Source organism: Streptomyces sp. NPDC002935, assembly GCF_040611295.1.
GTDB lineage: Bacteria > Actinomycetota > Actinomycetes > Streptomycetales > Streptomycetaceae > Streptomyces.
In genome coordinates this window covers 28,528-46,621 of record NZ_JBEXNW010000011.1, presented here as the reverse complement: position 1 = coordinate 46,621, position 18,094 = coordinate 28,528, and the positions used below count along the sequence as shown (strand labels likewise).

9 protein-coding genes are annotated in these 18,094 nt (G+C 70.5%); 3 read left to right on the top strand and 6 right to left on the bottom strand.

Annotation, left to right across the window (positions count from 1 at the left end):
* Nucleotides 1–76 precede the first annotated feature (76 nt).
* Together ABZX90_RS16885 and ABZX90_RS16880 are read right to left on the bottom strand one after the other, a co-directional pair.
* Nucleotides 77–4,990 (bottom strand): DNA-binding protein, encoded by a 4,914-nt coding sequence (locus ABZX90_RS16885; protein WP_355205573.1) that lies wholly within the window; start codon nt 4,988–4,990, stop codon nt 77–79.
* Nucleotides 4,987–5,853 carry a DUF4132 domain-containing protein gene (locus tag ABZX90_RS16880; RefSeq protein WP_355205570.1) on the bottom strand — a complete coding sequence of 289 codons (867 nt, stop codon included), beginning with the start codon at nt 5,851–5,853 and terminating at the stop codon, nt 4,987–4,989. Before ABZX90_RS16880 ends, ABZX90_RS16885 begins: the two co-directional genes overlap by 4 nt.
* 385 nt (nt 5,854–6,238) lie before the next feature.
* On the opposite strand from ABZX90_RS16880, the gene ABZX90_RS16875 reads away from it, so the two are divergent.
* The 3 genes from ABZX90_RS16875 (at nt 6,239) to ABZX90_RS16865 (ending at nt 8,463) form a co-directional block, all read left to right on the top strand.
* A complete protein-coding gene (locus tag ABZX90_RS16875; protein ID WP_355205567.1) occupies nt 6,239–6,808 on the top strand; it encodes a hypothetical protein in 570 nt (189 codons plus the stop codon).
* A gap of 302 nt (nt 6,809–7,110) precedes the next feature.
* Nucleotides 7,111–7,926, top strand: coding sequence for a spermidine synthase (locus ABZX90_RS16870; RefSeq protein ID WP_355205564.1), 816 nt, complete (start codon nt 7,111–7,113; stop codon nt 7,924–7,926).
* 132 nt (nt 7,927–8,058) lie between these two features.
* Nucleotides 8,059–8,463, top strand: a complete 405-nt coding sequence (locus ABZX90_RS16865) for a hypothetical protein (protein ID WP_355205561.1) — start codon at nt 8,059–8,061, stop codon at nt 8,461–8,463.
* A gap of 112 nt (nt 8,464–8,575) precedes the next feature.
* Here the strand turns inward: ABZX90_RS16865 and ABZX90_RS16860 are convergent, their stop codons facing one another.
* Genes ABZX90_RS16860 through ABZX90_RS16845 form a run of 4 tightly spaced genes read right to left on the bottom strand, consistent with a single transcriptional unit; the run spans nt 8,576 to nt 17,892 of the window.
* A complete protein-coding gene (locus ABZX90_RS16860; protein ID WP_355205558.1) occupies nt 8,576–9,883 on the bottom strand; it encodes a hypothetical protein in 1,308 nt (435 codons plus the stop codon).
* Nucleotides 9,880–14,985, bottom strand: a complete 5,106-nt coding sequence (locus ABZX90_RS16855) for an AAA family ATPase (protein ID WP_355205555.1) — start codon at nt 14,983–14,985, stop codon at nt 9,880–9,882. Before ABZX90_RS16855 ends, ABZX90_RS16860 begins: the two co-directional genes overlap by 4 nt.
* A complete protein-coding gene (locus ABZX90_RS16850; protein ID WP_355205552.1) occupies nt 14,976–17,054 on the bottom strand; it encodes a CHAT domain-containing protein in 2,079 nt (692 codons plus the stop codon). Before ABZX90_RS16850 ends, ABZX90_RS16855 begins: the two co-directional genes overlap by 10 nt.
* Before the next feature lie 19 nt (nt 17,055–17,073).
* Complete coding sequence (locus ABZX90_RS16845) at nt 17,074–17,892, bottom strand: hypothetical protein (RefSeq protein ID WP_355205549.1); 819 nt, start codon at nt 17,890–17,892, stop codon at nt 17,074–17,076.
* Nucleotides 17,893–18,094: the final 202 nt, after the last annotated feature.

Sequence of the window (18,094 nt, the reverse complement as noted above, 5' to 3'; positions counted from 1 at the left end):
GTCGTCAGGTCGGTCTGTCGTCGTAGCAGGGGCTGCCGGGGCGCCGGCCTGTCGTGGCCGGCGTCCCGGAGGTGCGTCAGCGGCGGCGTCCCCGCCGCACCTTGAGCGCCTCGAACCGGGGACCGCCGCCCTCCTGGACCACCTGCTGCCAGGCCCTGCGGTACAGCTCCGCGGCCGGTTCGGTCGGCACGATCACGGCCAGGAGAGCGTCCTCGCCGCTCAGCAGGCCGTCGAACAGCGGCAGTTTCCACCGCTCCAGCGGAACGCGCGGAGCCCTCGGGTCCACCCAGCCGCCGGGCAGGAAGAGCGAACGTCCGGCCCGGGTGCGGGTGGCCTCCACCACCAGCTCGGTGGCGGCCAGTTCGGCACGGGCCGCCTTGAGGCGGGCCGGCTTCCATCCCGTCCACCGGGCCGTCATTCGGTCGGTCGGGTCGGGCATGGCGAGCAGCATCAGATAGAGCGTCCCGGCATCCTCGCTGACGCCGTACTTCTTGGCGGCCTCGGTCACCAGATCCGGTACCGAGCGGCCCGGGTCCTGTGGCCACCAGGTGCCGTCCTTGCCCCGCTCGCCCGCCTGCGGGTCGCCCGGGTCGGCGAGGAGGGCCGCGAAGCGGGAGGAGCGGGCCAGGCTCAGGGCCGCTTCGGCCGGGAAGGGGCGTTGGCCGTCGACGCGGAGCGCGGGCAGGTACGGGTCCTGGCCCGCCTCGTCGAGCAGGGCGACCCGGATGCCAGGGGACGGCTGGTCGTCCTGGGTCGCGAGGATGACGGCGCCGTAGCGCTCGAAGCCCTTGCCGACCTCGGTCGGTGCGCCCGCGGTCTTCCGGAAGTCGGGGAGATGGACATACTCATCGAGGTCGAGCACCAGTCCGGGGTGGGCCAGCCTGTCACGTACGGCACCGAGCGCGGCCGGCAGCGCGGCGCGGACCGGATCGCCGACGGGCAGCCGGTGCGCGAGCCAGGCGGCGAGGCCGATGGAACCGACCAGCGTCTGCCCGGTGAATCCGACCGCCTCCTTGTCGACGGGCTTGACCCGGTCGCCGTCGACCGCCCACTCCAGGTCCCGGGTGAGCCGGGGCTCACCGGCCGGGTGCAACAGCGCGGGCAGCGCCTGGCGGACCTCCCCCTTCCTGTGCTTGAACGCGCGTGTCGCGTCGCTGAGCAACTCCTCGGGTACGGCCGTCCGCCGGCCGATCCTGCTGTTCCAGACCTCGGCCGCGGCGGCCCAGTCCGGTCCCTCGGTCCACAGCCGGACGGGCTCCGCGGGCAGCAGCGCGGCCATCACCGCGGCACGGACCGAGGGGTCGACATCGCGCAGCTCATCCTTGGCGACGGCCGCCGGTGCCGCCTTCACCCCGATGGCATCGCGCGCCTGCGTCGTCAGGAACGTCCGCTCGTAGACGTCGACCTGCGGCAGACCGGCCACGATCAGCCGGGCCATGGTCTCGGTGACGCCGGTGAGACGGGCGAACTCCTCGGCGGCCTGCGGGAACCAGGGCGCCGGTCCGCGCGCGGCCAGCTCCGTGAGAAACGCGCCGATCCGGCCGGCATGCCCGTCCTCGCCCAGCGGGGCCGAGGCGCGGAGCGTGTAGGGCTCCGGCGTCTCGAAGCGCCCGGCCGGATCGTGGAAGTATCCGGCGAACACGGAGCCGTCGTCGTCCTGCGAGCTGCGTCCCACGACGGCGATGAAGGCACCGTCGCCCAGAGGCAGCACCCCGTTCCACGCGCCCTCACGCCACTCGCCCGACGGCGTGCGCAGCGGGCCCTCCTCCAGATGCAGGTCCACCTTGCGCCAGCGCGCGGGCTCGGCCGCCGGCACCAGACCCAGGGCGTCGAACTCGGCGAGCAGCGAGTGCAGCGCCTCCCGGTGGTCCTCGGAAGTGGTGTGAGCCGCTGTCCTGAAAGCCAGGGCGCTGACACGGTCGAGCAGGGTCTCCAGGCCGGGCTGGCCGACGGGCAACCGGCGTCCGTCGAGGTGCAGGCGCATGGCCGGTCCCTCCACCGTGGTGGCGCCGGAGAGTCGGACCGCCCGCTTCAGCTCACGCAGGGCGCGAAAGACGGTGTCGGCCTCCTTGTCACGGTTCCACCAGTAGCCGGTGGATCCGCAGAGACCGCTCGTCGCGTCGAGGAGCACGGCGTCCGCCGGCCCGGCGGGGCCCTCGTCCTCCAGGCCGCCGTCGAGCGCACGGGTGAGCCGGGCGGCCACCGCGTCCAGGACGGACTGCTGACCGGCCGCGTGGCGCACGACTCCCGCGATGCCCGCCACCAACGCGGAGTGGGTGACCGGGAGAAGGGAGAGGATCGCGTCGGGCAGCACCTCCTTGTCCTCGTCCGCCGCGGCGGCCAGCAGGGCCGCCGCCGCGTCGCGGTCGATGTGCCGCAGTGCCTCCGAGCCCTGCGGGTCGCGGGCCGTCAGGCACTCCCAGTACTGCTCCGGCGGAAGCAGCAGCGAGCCCTCGCCGAAGACACCGGGCGCACGGTCGGTCTTGGCCACCGAGGTGATGACGCCGTCCGTGTCCACGATGGCGAGTTGCCAGCTGTTGCGGACAATGGCACGCGCTCCCTCGGCGCCGGGGAAGACCACGAGCGTGGCGGGCCGGCCGGCGTCCGAGGGCAGCGTGACGGTGTGCCCGGCGAGATCCTGGGCTCGCAGGGAACCGTCGGGCAGCCGCACCACGCGCAGACCGATCAGGCCGTCCACGGGCGCGGAGGCCGGCGCGGCACCGGCTGTCGGCGAGGGAAGCAGTCGACCGCCCTCGAAGCTGCTGCCCTCGGGGGCGTCGCGCAGTGCGTCGGAGAGGAAGGCGGGCCTGCTCATGCGGCCCCGCTCACCCGTCACCGGGTCGTACTCGTACCAGCCGTACGCCTGGTTGTCCTCGCCCTCCGCGCTCCACACCCAGTACGAGACGCCGTCGCAGAGCACCTGCCGCTCCGCGGGCAGAGTGGTGTCACCGGCGTGCAGAACGCCGCCGCCGGTGGTCCGGCCGCCGCCGGGCAGGGGCAGCGTGACCGGCATGTTGGCCTGGTACCAGTCCATCTGGGTGCCTCGGGTGTTCGAGGCGCCTTCCATGTTCTGCGGGCGGTCGGCGCGGGTGTGCCAGTAGCCGCGCAGGCCGTCGTTGCGGTCGTTCCAGTAGACGAGGAGCTCACCGTCCACGTGGTGGAAGCCGGGATCGCCCCAGGCTCCGTTCGCCGGGATCCGCAGGTCGTGGGTGAGGAGGGTGCCCTCGGCGCCGATAACCCGGGCCTGGGCGGCACCCGCCACGATGAGGTGGGGCCAGGCGTCGGCGACGATCACGTCCTCGATGTCGGCCTTGGGTATTAGGGCGGCGACCGCCTCCTCCCAGGCGGGCCAGCCGAGTTCGTCGAAGAGCCCGGCCCGCAGGGTGCGCTGGAGCACCGGCGCGAGGTCGGTGCCCGCGGCCTCACGCACCTCCTCCTCGGCCAGCGCCAGCGCCTCGGCGGGCAGCCACTTCAGCCGGGCGAGCGCCTCGGGCAGCTGAGGAAGACCGACCGCGGTGAACCGTCGTACGACGGTACGCACCCAGTCCGCGAGCAAAGGGCTGCCGCCCGGCGACGCGGCCAGGACCCTGATGGCCCGCAGCGTGTGGTCGTCGTGGCCGAACCGGTCGGCGCCTCGCCGGAAGGCGTCGTGGAAGCGGGTGTCGGCCGCCAGCGACATCAGGTCACGGTGCCCCTCGCCCGGGGCCCACTGCGTCAGCAGCAGAGCCTCGTCCTTCTTCGGGGCGGCGACCGGAACGTCCAGGGACAGCAGCAGGTCGATCAGGTCCAGGTCGTGGAGGACCCTCACCGTGCCACCGGACGCGGCGAGTTCGGTCCGCAGCCGGTCCGCAGCGCGCTCCACCAGCGGATACAGATCGGCCATGCGACTGGAGTCACGCCACGACCTGGCCCGCTCCCGGTAGGTCAGGAACCGCTCCAGCCAGCCCGCCGCACCGTCCCGCGGCCGCTGTTCCGCCGGCAGGGACACATCCCACAGTCCGGCCGTGGCACCGGAGGCCTCCAGCAGCCCCAGCCACATCGCGGGCATCTCGCTCTCGTGGCTGGAAGGGATCAGGTCGAGCAGGGTGCCGCGCATACACGGCTCACGCGCGGCCAGCGCAACCAGCGCCGTACGGTGTCCCTTCCACCAGCCGGCCGCCGCGCGCAGGGTGGCCGGCAGACCGAGGAGTTCGGACAGGTAGTCCTGTTCGGTGAGGTTCGCGTCCTGGCCGGCGGCTCGGGCCAGCTTGCGCAGGTCGTTCGCCATCTGCGCCGACGGCGGCAGCCCGCCCGCCGTGCGGCGCAGGCACAGGCGGGTGAAGCGCCGCAGCGCCTCCTCGGCCGGCACGCGCGCCGCCAGTTCCCTGGAGTAGGCCGACAACACCTTCACTGGGAGCGCACCCGCCAGCGCGAACTCCAGGAACACGGCGTCCAGCCGCTCCTCCTGGATCGTCAGCCCGTGCTGCGCCTCGGCCTTGCGGGCGCGGGTGAACAACTGGGCCGCGTATGTCGCGTTCTCCTCCGCGAGGAACACGCGCCCGGCCTGCTCGTAGAACGTCGGCAGGAAGTGCGGCACCGAGGCCGCCAGCCGCTCACCGAGTTCCACGAAGGCGTCCAGCGCGGCCTTCGGACGGGACTTGGCCTGCCGGGCCGCCCGCTCCAGGTCCGGCACGACGCCCAGCGCGTGGTGCCCGTCCTGCGGGTGGTGCACCAGCACCCACTCGGGAAAGCCGAGCGACTGGCGCAGCCCGAACCCGACGACTGCCGGCTCGGCGTCCTTCTCCAGGCCGAGGAACCCTGCGGCCAGGTCCTCCGCCGCCCCCAGTTCGCCCGCGACCAGCCGTACCACCACCCGGTCGTCGAGTCCCGGGTGACGGTACGTCCGCGCCGTCAGCGGCACCCCCCGCTCACCGACCTCTTCCGCGTCGGGCGGCAACACCGCGCCCGCCGTCAGCAGTTCCTCGTACGACACCTGCGTCCCCCCGCTCATGCGTTCTTGCCCTCCTCGATGACGCGGCCCGCGTACAGCGCCGCGGCCATCCGCATCCCCTCCGACCAAGCGACCGGTCCCACCTCGCGCAGCGGCAGGGCGTGGCCGTCCTGGTCCTGCCACGTGAGGGTTCCGGTCTCGACCTGGTCCTCCCAGTACGGCTCCCCGATCCACACCGAGGCATCGACGGTGCGTCCGGCGTCCCGCACCCGGGCGGTCGCGTAACCACCGGACACGCGGTAGCCCAGCGAACTGGCGCGCGCGGCGAGCGCGAAGCGGGAGCGGAACGAGCCCCCGGCGAAGTCCCGCACCTCGGTGGACTTGGTGTCGAGGTCCACCGGACGCCGCCACATCGCACGGTGGATCTGCTCGACGCGCTGGACCATGCCCAGTTCAGCAGCGAACTCACGCACGTCGTCGAGGTCCGGCAACAGCACCGGATGCGGCAGCGTCACCGTGCGCGGAGCCATCCGAACGGTCTCGCCGTCCAGGTTCACCAGGCGCAGCTCGCCGGCGTCGGTGGCACCCCGCAGGAAACCGACCTCGTCCGGGTCGTCACCGACCACGGCCAGATCGCGCAGCGCGGACTGCCAGGCCTCGTCGGGCCACACCCGGGCCAGCAGCCCGGTGGGGACGGGCAGCGACGACACCATCCACGCGTCGACCTGCGCGACACACGCTGTGGCGTGCCGGTCCAGCCATTCGGCGAACCGTCGCAGCCGGTCCACCTCCGGGTGGTCCTTGAGCGCACGCGGCAGCGACTTCAACTGCCGTCCCGCAGCCCGGCCCGAGGTGGCACGCGCCGCCACCCGCCCCTCCACAAGGGCGACTTCATACCCGTCACCCGCCGACAGCCAACCCACGAGCCACAGCCTTCCGCGTCAAGAACAACAAGAGGAGAGCACAGTTCAGCCGGGGAGTCCGTCCCGGGCCGAGTGCGACTATGAGCGGAACGCTAGCGTCGCCCACTGACAATCGATCTGGTGCCCTGTGGGCAGCTCCTGTCCGGAGCAACGGGGCAACGGGGCAACGGAGAGTTGGCAGTCCGCCGCCGAGTGCCGTGCCCGCCGCGTCTCCAGCGCGGAAGTGGAAGTGAGTACGGGTACTCACGACGGACGAGGAGATGGTTTCTACGATGAGCTTGATCTTGGGATGGGGGATGTAGAGGTGAGGGGGGAACTTATGGGCAAGGGTGCGTTAGCGGCGGCCGGTCGGTTCGGGTCCGGGCAGCGCGGCAGGGGTGCCGTGATGGCGGCCCTGGTCGTCCTGGCGACGGTGTCGCTCGGAGCCTGCGGCACGGAGCGCGTGACGACGGGGGCGACCGGAGGGACGACGGCCCAGGAGGGGACCAGCGCCACCCCGAGCCCCTCCGTGGCGTCTCCCTACGTGGAACCAGGGGCTGGCGAAGGCGCCCCTCACTACCGCGAGAACAACGGTTTCCGGATCCCGGGCGACATGTCCGCGGCGAGCGCCAAGGATGCCCAGCGGGAGGCCGCCCGCATCGAACCTGTGCTCAAGCGGCTGTGGCAACAGGGGGCCTGGGACCCGAAGACCGTCCGCGCTGCGGTCCTCAAGCTCGGCTACCAGGAGGAGAGCTTCGACGCCCAGGGGAACCTGCTCGGCGGGACACTGCTGGTCAAGCCGATGAACTCGCGCTTCGAGAACGGCCGGGAAGTCACACCGGAGGGCGCGCGGGTGGGCCTGCGCGTCCACGACGACGCCTGCGTCACCGCGTTCGTGCAGAAGACCAACTATCAGGTGTCGACCAACGGCCCCTACCCGGAGACGGGTTGCTTCGAGCCGATGGCCGGTCACTGAGACCGACGGACGCTCCTCTGGACGTCACGGAAGTCGAGCCAGAGCCCGAGGAATGACGTCACTGAGGTTCCGGAGACGGACCTTTTCCCGTGCCCGCCGACTCGACACGGCGTCGTACGGCCGTGTGACCGGTCCGTCGGAAGCGGTCCGTGTGAAGATCCTCCAGGGCATCGGGCCCCGAGCCGGACGGAATCGGCTTGCTCCAGGGTGTGGCACGCTTCGGCGCAGCCGTGGAAGCAGGTGGCCAGGGCGGATGTCCTGCGGCCCGCGGTGGTGGGACAACGTAGGGGAAAGGGCATCGGGTGAGCGCACGTTTCGAGGAACTCGACTGGCGGCCGACGGTTATGGGCGAGATCAGTCTGCGTCGGCGGCGGGATCCGTTGTCGGGCGATGATGTGTACGAGGTGAAGCTCGGCGACGAGTACCTGATGTCCAGTCTCTTCACCACGGGTGAGGTCGAGTTGGCGCGGCTCGGTCTGGCCGAACTGGCCGACGGTCCACTCGATGTCGCTGTGGGCGGACTCGGCCTCGGGTACACCGCCCGGACGGCGCTGGACGATCCGCGAGTGCGGTCGCTCATCGTCGTCGACGCCCTGGCCGAAGTGATCGACTGGCACCGGCGCGGACTTGTGCCGCTGGGCGCGGGACTGACGTCGGACCCCCGGTGCCGATTCGTGCGCGGGGACTTCTTCGCGATGACTGCTGGGAGTGCGGCCGCGGGCGAACCGCCGTCTGCGGACGGTACGAGAGCGGACAGCCCGGCGTCCGAGCGAGACAGCGCCGGCGTCGCCGGTGCGGCGCCGCGCGGCTTGGACCCCGAAACTCCTGGACGACGTTTCCACGCGATCCTGCTGGACGTCGACCACTCGCCGCGCCATGTGCTGCACCCCGACCATGCCGTGCTCTACCGACCGTCCGGCCTGAGGGCCCTGGCCGAACTTCTGTATCCCGGCGGGGTGTTCGCGCTGTGGTCGAACGACCCACCCGACGAGGAGTTCAACTCGGTGCTCTCGCAGGTCTTCACGGACACTGCCGCCCATGTCGTGGATTTCGACAATCCGCTTCAAGGCGGGACCGCGGCCAACACCGTCTATGTCGCCCGGAGACGCGATGGCTGAGCATGCCCGGTCCGGACGACGGCCGCTCCGGCGGATGGTGCTCCGCGTCTTCGAGCCGCCGGTCGTCGGATGTCGCATGTCGGATGTCGCCGATGCTCGGGCGGAGGCGAACTCCCTGTCATTCTGGTTGCCATGTCCGCGCGAAATCGAAGACTGCCCCGGCACCGTGCCTGGCCACTGACCACCACCGACATCAACGAATGTCTCGGCCCTTGGATGACCCACGTCTCGGACTTGCGGTTCCTCGCTGGGCATGGCGGCGGGAGCATCGTCCTCGGAGCAGCATGGGTCGCTCCGATCTCCCGAAACTACGGCCGCGGGATCCACCCGGACTCGGTCGGCTTCCGTATCGACGTCCACGCGGTCGATGCAACCGAACGCGCCGCCACCCGCGCCGTTCTACGCGCACATGCCCTTCCACAACTTCACGAGTGGGTCGCGCGGGCGATCGCTGCCGACGAGACCTGGCAACTGACTCCTCACCAGCACTACTGGCGACTCACGGACGGCCGCCTCACCGACCGCGACGAAGCGTGAACCGCTTCCGGCCCCCGCGCCTCACCTCTCCGCTGTATGACGCCTCACGGGTTCAGGGCCGTTCTGCGGATTAACCGGCCTGACGTACTTCGCCCGGGAGCCCGCGGGAGTGTCACTCTCCCGACACGAGGAGATCGAGAAGTTCTTGTCCGGCGGCGCTGTCGCGTTGAGCGAGCATGGCGTCGGGGAGCGTGGCAGCGCGCGGGCCGTCGGGCACGAGGGACAGGACTTCGCGGAGCGCGCGGTCGCCCACGCACTGTTCGTCGTACCCCTGCGGACTACGGACGAAGGCGAGGGTCGCCGCTGCCAGTACGCCCGTTACGTCGCCGCGTCGGGACTGCAGACCGGCGAGCAGCCTGTCGATCGACTCCTTCAGTCCAGCGGTTCGGCGCAGGCCGATCAGCGAGCTGAGCGTAGCCCCGCCCAGCTCCGGAAAGCCTTCACCCGTGAGCGCGGCGACCACCGCTTCCGCTTCCGCGTCTCCCGGCTGTGAGCCGCCGAGGGCGGGGAGTTGCGATGCCGGCGCGTCGGCACCGGCGGTGAGTGCGGCGCGGCAGACGAGCAGGCGCAGGTGGGGCGGCGGATAGGTTTTTGTGCCTGTCCCGACGCTCGGTCCGGTGGCGGTGATCATGTCCGTGAGCGTCCACAGATAGGCGTCTCCACACGCGAGTGTCGCGCACACATCGGCGAACACTTCGCCCAACCACGGCTCCCAGCGAGTGATGGCTTCCTCCGCCAGTCCGGAGTGCTCCCGCAGGCGGGTGCGCAATGCCTGCGTGAGGGCGAAGTCGTCCTCGATGTGATGACCGGTCTCGTGCGCGACGGCGAGGAGCGACGGCAGGTGGTGGCTCGCGGACCAGGGAATGCCGATGAGGGGGAACGGCAGATGTTTGCTGGCTCGACGTCCGCTGAGGGTCCGCTGCCTTCCCGCGGGCAGTAGCTCCTCGAAGTCGCTGCCGCGAGGAGCGGCGAAAGGCACGGGCTGCCGGTTCAGGAAGGTGAGCGGAGGCTCCTTGAGGGCCGTGCGGTTCGCGGTGGCGCCGCGCACGGGGTCATAGATGAACCAGGCGAGTTCGTCCGCCGCGTCGAGGAAGGCTTTGTAGCGCGGGATGTGGCGGGCCAGCAGCTTGGTGCGGAAGAAGTCCCACAAGTGATGCAGATCGAGGACGAGTTCGGGGGCGCGCTGTTCGTGCTCGGCGGGCGGCAGGTCCTGCAGGCGAAGGAGGGCTGAGGACACGACCCGTACGGCGCTCTCGATCTGGGACCGGTGCTTTTCCAGCGGGCCGTTTTGTCCAGCGGCGAGAGTCCAGTCGTCCAGCTCCACCCTCAGACCGCTGGTGAGGTGGCGTACTTCGGCCTCCCGCCGGGCGCGGTAGCCGGCGTCGGCCGTCAGGTCACCGGTGGAGGATGTGGCTGTCATGGGGTGGGGGGTGTTTCGGGTTCGGAGACTCTCAGGGCGGTGGGGCTCGCGAACAGGGCCACCGAGGCCGCCTCGAGGATGCCGTCGCCCCAGTCCGCGTCCGCGAAGCGGGAGGCCGTGCCGTTGGGCGCACGCCGCAGTTGCGTGCACAGGTTCAGCAGGGAGATGTCTCCGACGGCGGCCTGCGCCAGGAGCTCCGTCTGCCGGCCCCTCGCCGGGTCGCGTAGTCCCATACCGAGAACGGCCGGCGCGTAACCGGAGGCGAACAGGGTTGCCGCGAACAGGTTGCGGAGCACGAGCTGCAGGGGGATGTCGGCGGGCGATCCGGGCAGCGGGGGATCGAGGACGATTAGCGGCTGTGTGCCCGGCTCGAACTGTGTCAGCCACTCCGCGAGCCGGTCCGGTGTCAGATCGGCGCCCATGGCCGCCCGGTCGAGCCGCTCCCCGTGGCTGAGGTGGGTGGCGGACAACTCGAAGCAGGGGAGGGTGCCGCCCTTGAGGCGGAGCGGGGCACGCACATGCACCACTGCCGGCGGGGCTTTGAGCCTGGGCAGACCGGCCGACGAAGGGATCTCCCGGACGTCGAAGCCGTGCATCCGATAGCCGCCGAGTGCGAGACGTGCCGCGGTGGGGGAGACGTACGACGTATCGCCTTCGACCGGCTCGTCACGCAGCACCAGGACCGTTCCGGCTCCGGCCCGCTTCTGTGCTCTCCAACGCGCGATCTGTACGAGCCTCCACACCGTGGGCATGGTGCTGACCGCGGCGATGGGCCCGCCCACCGCGGTCAAGGCGACCCCGAGCGCACCGGCGGCCGCCGCTTGGCTCAGGCTTCCCCAAACGCCGTCGGTCACCAGTTTTCTGTCTGCTGTGGCCGTGTTGAGCACAGCCTGGACCGCCCGTACGTCGACGGCCTCCGCGGCCTCCGGCAGCGTGCGATACGGGGCGGCGTTCTTGGGCCTGAGCGCGAGTTCCCACGGGAAGGCGTGCAACCCTGCCTCGTCGGCCTGGATGCGCACGCTGTCGACCGGCGGGGTGGCCTGTGCCCGACGTCGCAAGGAGGAGGAATTGGCGGACACGGCATTGCGCCAGTTGGCGTACAAGGCATGGGCCGTGGGCAACGGCCCTGAGGTGATCCGGAACGAGGAGTCCACGTGGTACACGTCCTCGTGCTCGGCCCGGGCGAGGTCCACCGACGGCGCGGAGCCGTCCTCCGAGGGGTAGCCGAGGGACGCCGACATGCGCAGGGCAGCTCGGCGGGTCGACTCGTCATCGTTCACGAGCGCGATCGATCGCAGAATGTACTGCGCCCACAGCGACGGCCGGTGCACCTCGCTCAGATGCTCCGAGGCATGGATCAGCAAAGCCCGCTTGTCACCGACGTCGCTCTCCGTCAACGCCAGCAGCCAGTGCGCGCTTGCCCGCAGCAGGGGAGGGCGCGGTGTCGCGGCCTGGACACAGAGCGACCGGCTGAGCGCCCCCTCCGGGACTCCGTTGATGCGGATCTGGGCTTTCGCCCAGGTCCACGTGGGCAGAGGATCATCCAGGTCCGCCGATGCCGCGAGCACCGGGTAGGCCTGTGCCACCAGCCGAGTCGCCTCGTGGTGGCGACCCGACACACGCTCGAACTCCGCCAGAGCCGCGAGCCGAAGGCAGTGATCGACACTCTGCGGCGGTCCGTCGGCCAAGGGAGCGAAGAGCGGGCGAAGCAGCTCGAGTTCAGGTACGGGGTCACCTTCGGGAGCGCTGCACCCCGCCAGGCCGCTCAGCGCGCTGAGGCGGGCCTCGGCCGGCTCCACGGCGGCGAGTGCCTTCGCCAGGGCCTGCGCACGTGAGGGGTCGGCGAGGACCGCGGCCACACCGCCGTCGAGCAGGTCCATGCGCGAGCGCAGGGCGACGTCCAGGAGCGATGCGTCCGCTACGGCGTAGCCCTGGCGGGCGAGTTCGCGCCACAACAGCGCTGCGGGAACGGCGTATTCGCCTGTGGTGTCCACCGTCCGCAGTTGCTCGAGAGCGTTCGCGGCCCGGCGGAGATCACCGAGGGACTGTGCGAGGAAACGGGCGTAGTGGAGCAGCGAGGACGGATGCCCGTCCGGGTGTCCCAGGTCGCTCCATAGCCCGGCGGCCCGCGCGAAGGACCGCTCCGCGTCGTCCACCGCCAGCACCCGGCCTTCGATGATGCCGCGCAGCACGGCGCACTCCGCCAGACCGTGGTAGCGGGTGGAGTCGTGGACGTCGGACTGGGAAGTCTCCTCAGCTCTGCGCAGGGCCTCGAAGGCGCGGATCGAGTGCCCCATCAGGAGACGGGCCCGTGCCTCGGCCATACAGGCGTCGACCCGCTCGGCGGGACGCAGCGCCCCGAGGTCGATCTCCCGCAGCGTGCGCACAGCGGAACTCGGAGCGAACGAGGCGATCTCAGCGCCCGCTCGGCGCAGCAGCGCACGGTTGTGGAGCCTTCTGAAGGCATCACTCGACACGGCCGTCGCGCCGCTGGACACAGCCACCCGGTTGTGGAGTTCGACTGCTTGATCGATACGCCCCTGCTCCTGCAGGTTCCGAGCCAGTTCCAGGGAGATCCGCGCCTCGTTCTGCGGGACACCGCGAACGCGCGCGGTGTGGATCGCGGCTCGGTAGGTGGTCTCGGCCCGCGGATCGCTCGCCCGGACTTGGATGCGGGAGAGCAGCACCTGCAGGCTTTCCCGCAGTTCGTCCCCGACCCCGGCATCCAGAGTGCCCTGAACGACCTGCGCAGCCTCGTCGAAGTGGCCGCGGCCGTAGAGGACGAGCGCCTGCAGATAGGACTCGCGGTCCCGGGTGTCGAACGGTTCGTCCGTGGCCCGGCGCAGCTTGCGTACCCAGGCGAGACGGCGTTCGACCTCACTCCAGGCGGGGTCCGAGGGGTTGAGGGAGGGAACGTCCAGATAGCTGCGCGCCGCCACCGCGGCGATGGCCAGGTGGGCGTCCGCGACGGATCCGTGGCGAATCAAGGGCTGCCCGTCGAGGCGGAGCCTGGGGAACCCTTCGTCGAGGTACTCGTCGCCGAGGACCTCTTCGCACAGTTCCTGGATCTGTTCGGACCGGCTGCCGTCCTTGTTCACCTTCTGGAGGGCGCTCGCCCACATCCGGGCCGCCTGCGGGTCCCCTGCCTGAAAACGGTGATACGTCGCCTCCTTCATGTACGTGACCCACTGCTCGGGGTGTGCCGTGGCCAGTTCGTCGAAGTGCGCGATGAAATCCCGGTGCAGACGGCCGAAGACCTGATGACCCGAGACCAGCAGCCGCATCGGCGCCAGCACCTTCGCGTGGAAGATGACAGTGCTGTCGTCGCCCGCGTGCCGTGAAACCCACGCGGAACTGCCGGCGTAGTCGTGCAGCCGCTGCCAGGCACGGTCCAGTTCCTCGTCGGTGGGCTCGGCCGCCGCGAAAGGGAAGATGTCGTCGCTGCCGTGCAAGTGGTGGTCGTCCCGACGGGGATCATCGGCGTCGGAACGGTCGGTGATACCCCGGGCCAGCCAGGGGCGCATCACCGTGAACACGTCCTCTCGACGCAGCCGCCGGGGGATCACCCCGTAGCGCAGCAGCCAGCGCACCGCCGGGTCGTCGATGCGCCGCACCACACGGTCGATCAGATAGCGCACCAAGGGTTCTTGACAGGCCCTGAGCTCCTCGACGCCGATCGTCGGATCCTGTTCGATGAGATCCGCGAACAGGGCAAGCGTGAAGGGAAGCCCCGCCGCCTTGCGCGCGGCGACCCGCACCAGCGCGTTGTTCGTGATCCCCCGCAGACCCGTCAGGTAGGCGTGCGCCTGGGCCTGGCTGAACTTGCGGACCTGGATGTGCTGAACCTGTTTGCGTGGGAACGCCCTGAGCGCTTCGGGAAGTCGTTCCCGCAGGTTGTAGCGGCCGGCGAGGACCAACCGGAGGTTCGGGCAGCTCTTCAGAAGCCGGCCGAACATCCGCAGCGTCCGCTCTGTCTCACCGTGTCCGTGGAGGAGCAGTTCTTCGAGCGTGTCGACGACCAGCAGCACCGGACGGTCGGGGCGCGCCCGGTTGAGACGTTCCGCGAAGGTCTCCAGTACCTCCTTCTCCACCGCCTCACCGTCGAGCCTGTCGATGCCGGCGGCCGCGACCTGTGCGGGCGTGGAGGAATGGCGGTTGAGGAGAACCCTGTACGCGGCATAGGAGTCGAGCCGTTCGAAGGCGCGGCCGGGCAGCCTCAGGTCGAACTGCTCGGCGATCTCCAGCAGCAGGAGCCAGGGATGGCGGCCCACCGCATGGGTGTTGATGACGTCGAAGTCGATCCGGGCGCACAGGACATCGCGTTCCTCCGGTACGCAGTAGCGGGCGACCAGCCAGCGCAGCTGCATGGTCTTGCCGGCGCCTCCGGGGGCGTACATCTGCCAGACCCGGCGCTCTCCGGCCAGTAACCGTTCGGCGTTCTGGATCAGTCCGGTGGGTTGCAGGAACTGGGCGGAACGCGAGTAGTCGGCCGCCCAGTAGTCGCGGGCGCGCACGTATCCGGCGCGGTCCAGGCGCAGTTCGGAGATCGCCGGGTCGGCGAACGGAAGCCGGTCGGGGTCGCCGAGCGCGTCCACCAGGTCCTGGCACGCGGCGAAGTCACGCAGACCGTCCGCTGCGGCGAACCTCTCGCGAAAGAGGGCGAGGGCGTCCTTGGGGCGCGCCAGCAGCAGATGCCGTACCGCCTCCGCATGGTTGCGTGCCCGGCGATGGACAACGGCGATGTCGCCCTCCAGCGCCACGAGTTCGGCAGGCATCACCCCATCGGCCAACTCCTGGACCCAGTCGAGGAAGTAGGCGTTCCGGTTCGCTCCCGACAAGGCGAACCTGCCCGGTTCGGAGCCGACCGGCTCCACCGCACGAGCGCGAACAAGCTCCTCCAGCGCGGGGGTTGCGGGTTCCGCCGCGAGGGCGTGCGGGCGCAGCACTTCCTCGTAGAGGGCTGCGTCGAAGGTGCGGGCGACAGCGCAGGCGCGGAGTACCGCCGTCCAGTGCGCCGGGCGCAGCGCACGGCTGATGGCCTCCAGACTCTCGCCGGAGGCGAGCCGACGGGTGATCTCCGCGAGGACGTCGGTCATCGCCATGCCTCCTGCAGGTCGGCCGCACCCCACTGGGGCAGGATCCCTGCCAGTTGCGCGAAGAGTTCCACACTGAAGTGCTGGTCCAGGGCCTGGTGAATTCCCTCCAACGCTTTGACGACCGTGTCGTCGGTGGGGACACCCAGACGGCTGCCGTACAACCGGGCGAGCCGCATGAACTGTGCGCTGTCGAAGTCGCCGACCCTCACCCGGGTGATCATGTGCGAGTCCGTCTCGGGCAGAGTCGGGCCCACCCACGAGTCCGGGGCGACGAGAATGAGCCGCAAAGGTGGCGCCTGCCCGTACGCGATGGGGCGCACCAGCCATCTGTAGAGCACCTGTGTGAAGGCGCCCTGCATGATGCTCTCGGTGTGATCGAGGGCGACAACAAGAGGCCTTCCGTCACTCGCTTTCTGCAAAGCCTGGAGGAACGCGCTGACGATGCGCTCCTTGCGCCGGTCGTAGGGGTCGCCGATCTCGTCGTTGAACCGGCGTCCCTCGTCGTCGGCCGGCTCCAGCGTGCCGTTCGGCAGGACCGGCGCCTCGACCAGGTGATTGACCACGGCATTGAACTCACCGAAGGCTTGCGCGGGCAAGGGGCACAACTGCTCGGGAGAGGTGGCCTCCTGCCGGATCAGGCGGAGGGTTGTGAGCCAGTCCTTGTGCTTGGTGTACACATTCGTGTCGCCGGCCTGCGCCGAAGGAGCCGGCCGCTTGGCCAGGTTGACCGAGACCACGCGGTGCCCGCGCAGAAACCACGTGATCAGACACCAGTTGGTCAGCCAGCTCTTGCCGGTCCGCGCGAAATTGGCCTGGGAGTGGCCGCTGATCACCAGAACGGGGCGGTCGGTCCCGTCCGCTGACTGCCCGGGATTGTCGAGTGCCCACCAGGCCTGCCGGCGCTCGTCGGCGCGTCCCACGAACCGCCCGAGGTCGACGTACTGCTTGCAGCGCAGAATGTCCTGGACGGAAGCGGTGGGCGGCGGTGCGAACGCGATCGGCAGGACGGACTGCGGGTCGCCACAGGTTAACAGGACCGGCAGGGCCCACACCCCGCTCCGGGGTGCACGCCTGGCCAGTTCGGAGCGCGCGGCGGCCACCGCCTCGTCGACAGGCCGGTCGGCGCCGAGAGCCTCGTAGAACGTGTGAGAGAAGGTGACAGCACACTGCGAGGCGATGTCGTCCTGCATCGACACCACGGCCCTGGCTCCCGCGTCCAGGAACGCCTGGGCCATGCCGCCCACCCAGTCGGCTGGATCGGCCCTGCCCGAGTGGCAGGCGTTGAGTACCACCAGCAGGGGCTTCCACAGCGTCAGGTCGGCGATCGCCTCCGCTTCCAGTTCCCAGGTGTCGGGCCCCGAAGGTCCCGCCTCGGCCGGGGTGAAGGCGAGTACGGGACTGCCCCTTCCGGCGCGAGGCATCCCGTGGCCGATGTAGTGCACGACGTGCGGGCGGAGCTTGTCGATGCGCTCGGCCAGCACAGCGGCGTCCGCGGGAGCGTCGAGAACGTCCAGATACGTACGGCCGGGCGAACGCTCCAAGGCCCCCGAAATCGTGGCGAGTTCCTGCTCCGCGAGGAGACGGTCGTCGTGCGGCGGAGTGCAGATCACGACCAGAACCCGCAGCGGACCGAGCAGCGAGGAAGGGACGGCGGCAGCTTGTGAGTCGGCCGCACAGCCGCGTCTCCAGACCGCTTCGGGACGTCGCCACAGCCACCTGCCCTGGTGGCGAAGCAACTCCCAGGGAAGCGTCCGCAGTTCAGGAGGCTCCACTTCCAGGCTTATGCGCCTGGGCGGGCCCTCCGCCGCCACCGACATCCACTCCTGTGCGAGAGCCCCACCGAGCAGCGCCAAGTACAGGTGCTCGCCCGCCTGTTCGCGCTCGTCCTCGTCAGCGCCGTGCTCCAGGACCTTCGTGAGCTCGCCGGTCTCCTCCAGCGGGCCCAGGTCGGCCGATATCGGGGGACGGTCCTGCGCCGACAGGTGGACGACGTATCCAGGTGAGCCGTCCGTGGCCGGGGCGATCCGCAGTTCTACCTCGCCCGTACGGACCTCGGTGTGTGTGCCGCGTACCATCGTGATCCCCGTGAAGTGCCTAGGCCGTGGCGAAGCCGAGCGGCGGCTGCTCGCCCGGTGAGACGTCCTCCAACACCGCACCGGGATCGTCCTGAGCCTCCTCCAGCAGCACGGGAGGGACGGGGACGGGGGCGGCACCGCGCCCCGGTTGGCGAGGCCCGTAGTCCTTCTTCACCTTGCCGAACCACGCCTTGCGCAGGCGGACCACCTGGAAGAACGGGGTGAGTTCGGTGCCCAGCCACTCCAGTCCGAGCGCATGGCGGCCCTCGATGGACGCGCTGCCCGCTAGGTCGGCGAGGACAGGCTGTACCGGCCCGGCACCCACCTTCACCCGCAGCTCGGCGAAGGCTCCGCTCTCCGCGGTGGTGAGCACCGTCCCGGAGGCGGCCTCGACAACGCCGGTGACGGCGAGCAGAGTGTCGTCCCAGTCGTCCCAGCCGCGGGTCACCAACGCGGCGGCGAGCCCTCGTGCATCGGCGACGGTGGTCTCGGTCAGTCCGTCGTAGACGATGAACGCGGTGTCCCCCTTCGTGAACCGGATCCGGGCCCCGGCGTCAGCGACGGCGAGGGATGCGAAGCCGTCCGCGGCGGATCCCGCCGCCTTGAGAACCACGGAGACGGAGCCCCGTGCGTCGTGCTTGTACGCGTTGCGGGGCGTGCCGGGGCGCGGATCGAAAGCGATTCCCCGGCCGGTGAGCGTGCCCGCGGTCCGGACCCGGCCGTCCGCGTTCTCCAGCACGTCGCCGAGCGCGACGCGCTGCGACAGCGGCCAGGCCACCCACCAGCCCTTCCACACGTCGTCGACGGCGTCGCGGTACAGCTCGTAGGATTCCTTCATGTCGTCCCCCGTTGCCTGTGCTGTCCTTTCAGGGTACGCGCGGGCGCAGTCTCAAGAGTCAATTCCGCGTTGATCCGGCGCAGTTGGAGCCCGTGGGCTAGGGGCGGAAGTTGTGGGCACGGGCGGAGCCGTGGATCAGCAAGCCGACGGTCTGTTGCGTCATGCCGACGGGGCACCGCAATCAGCCTTGCGCACGCCTCGA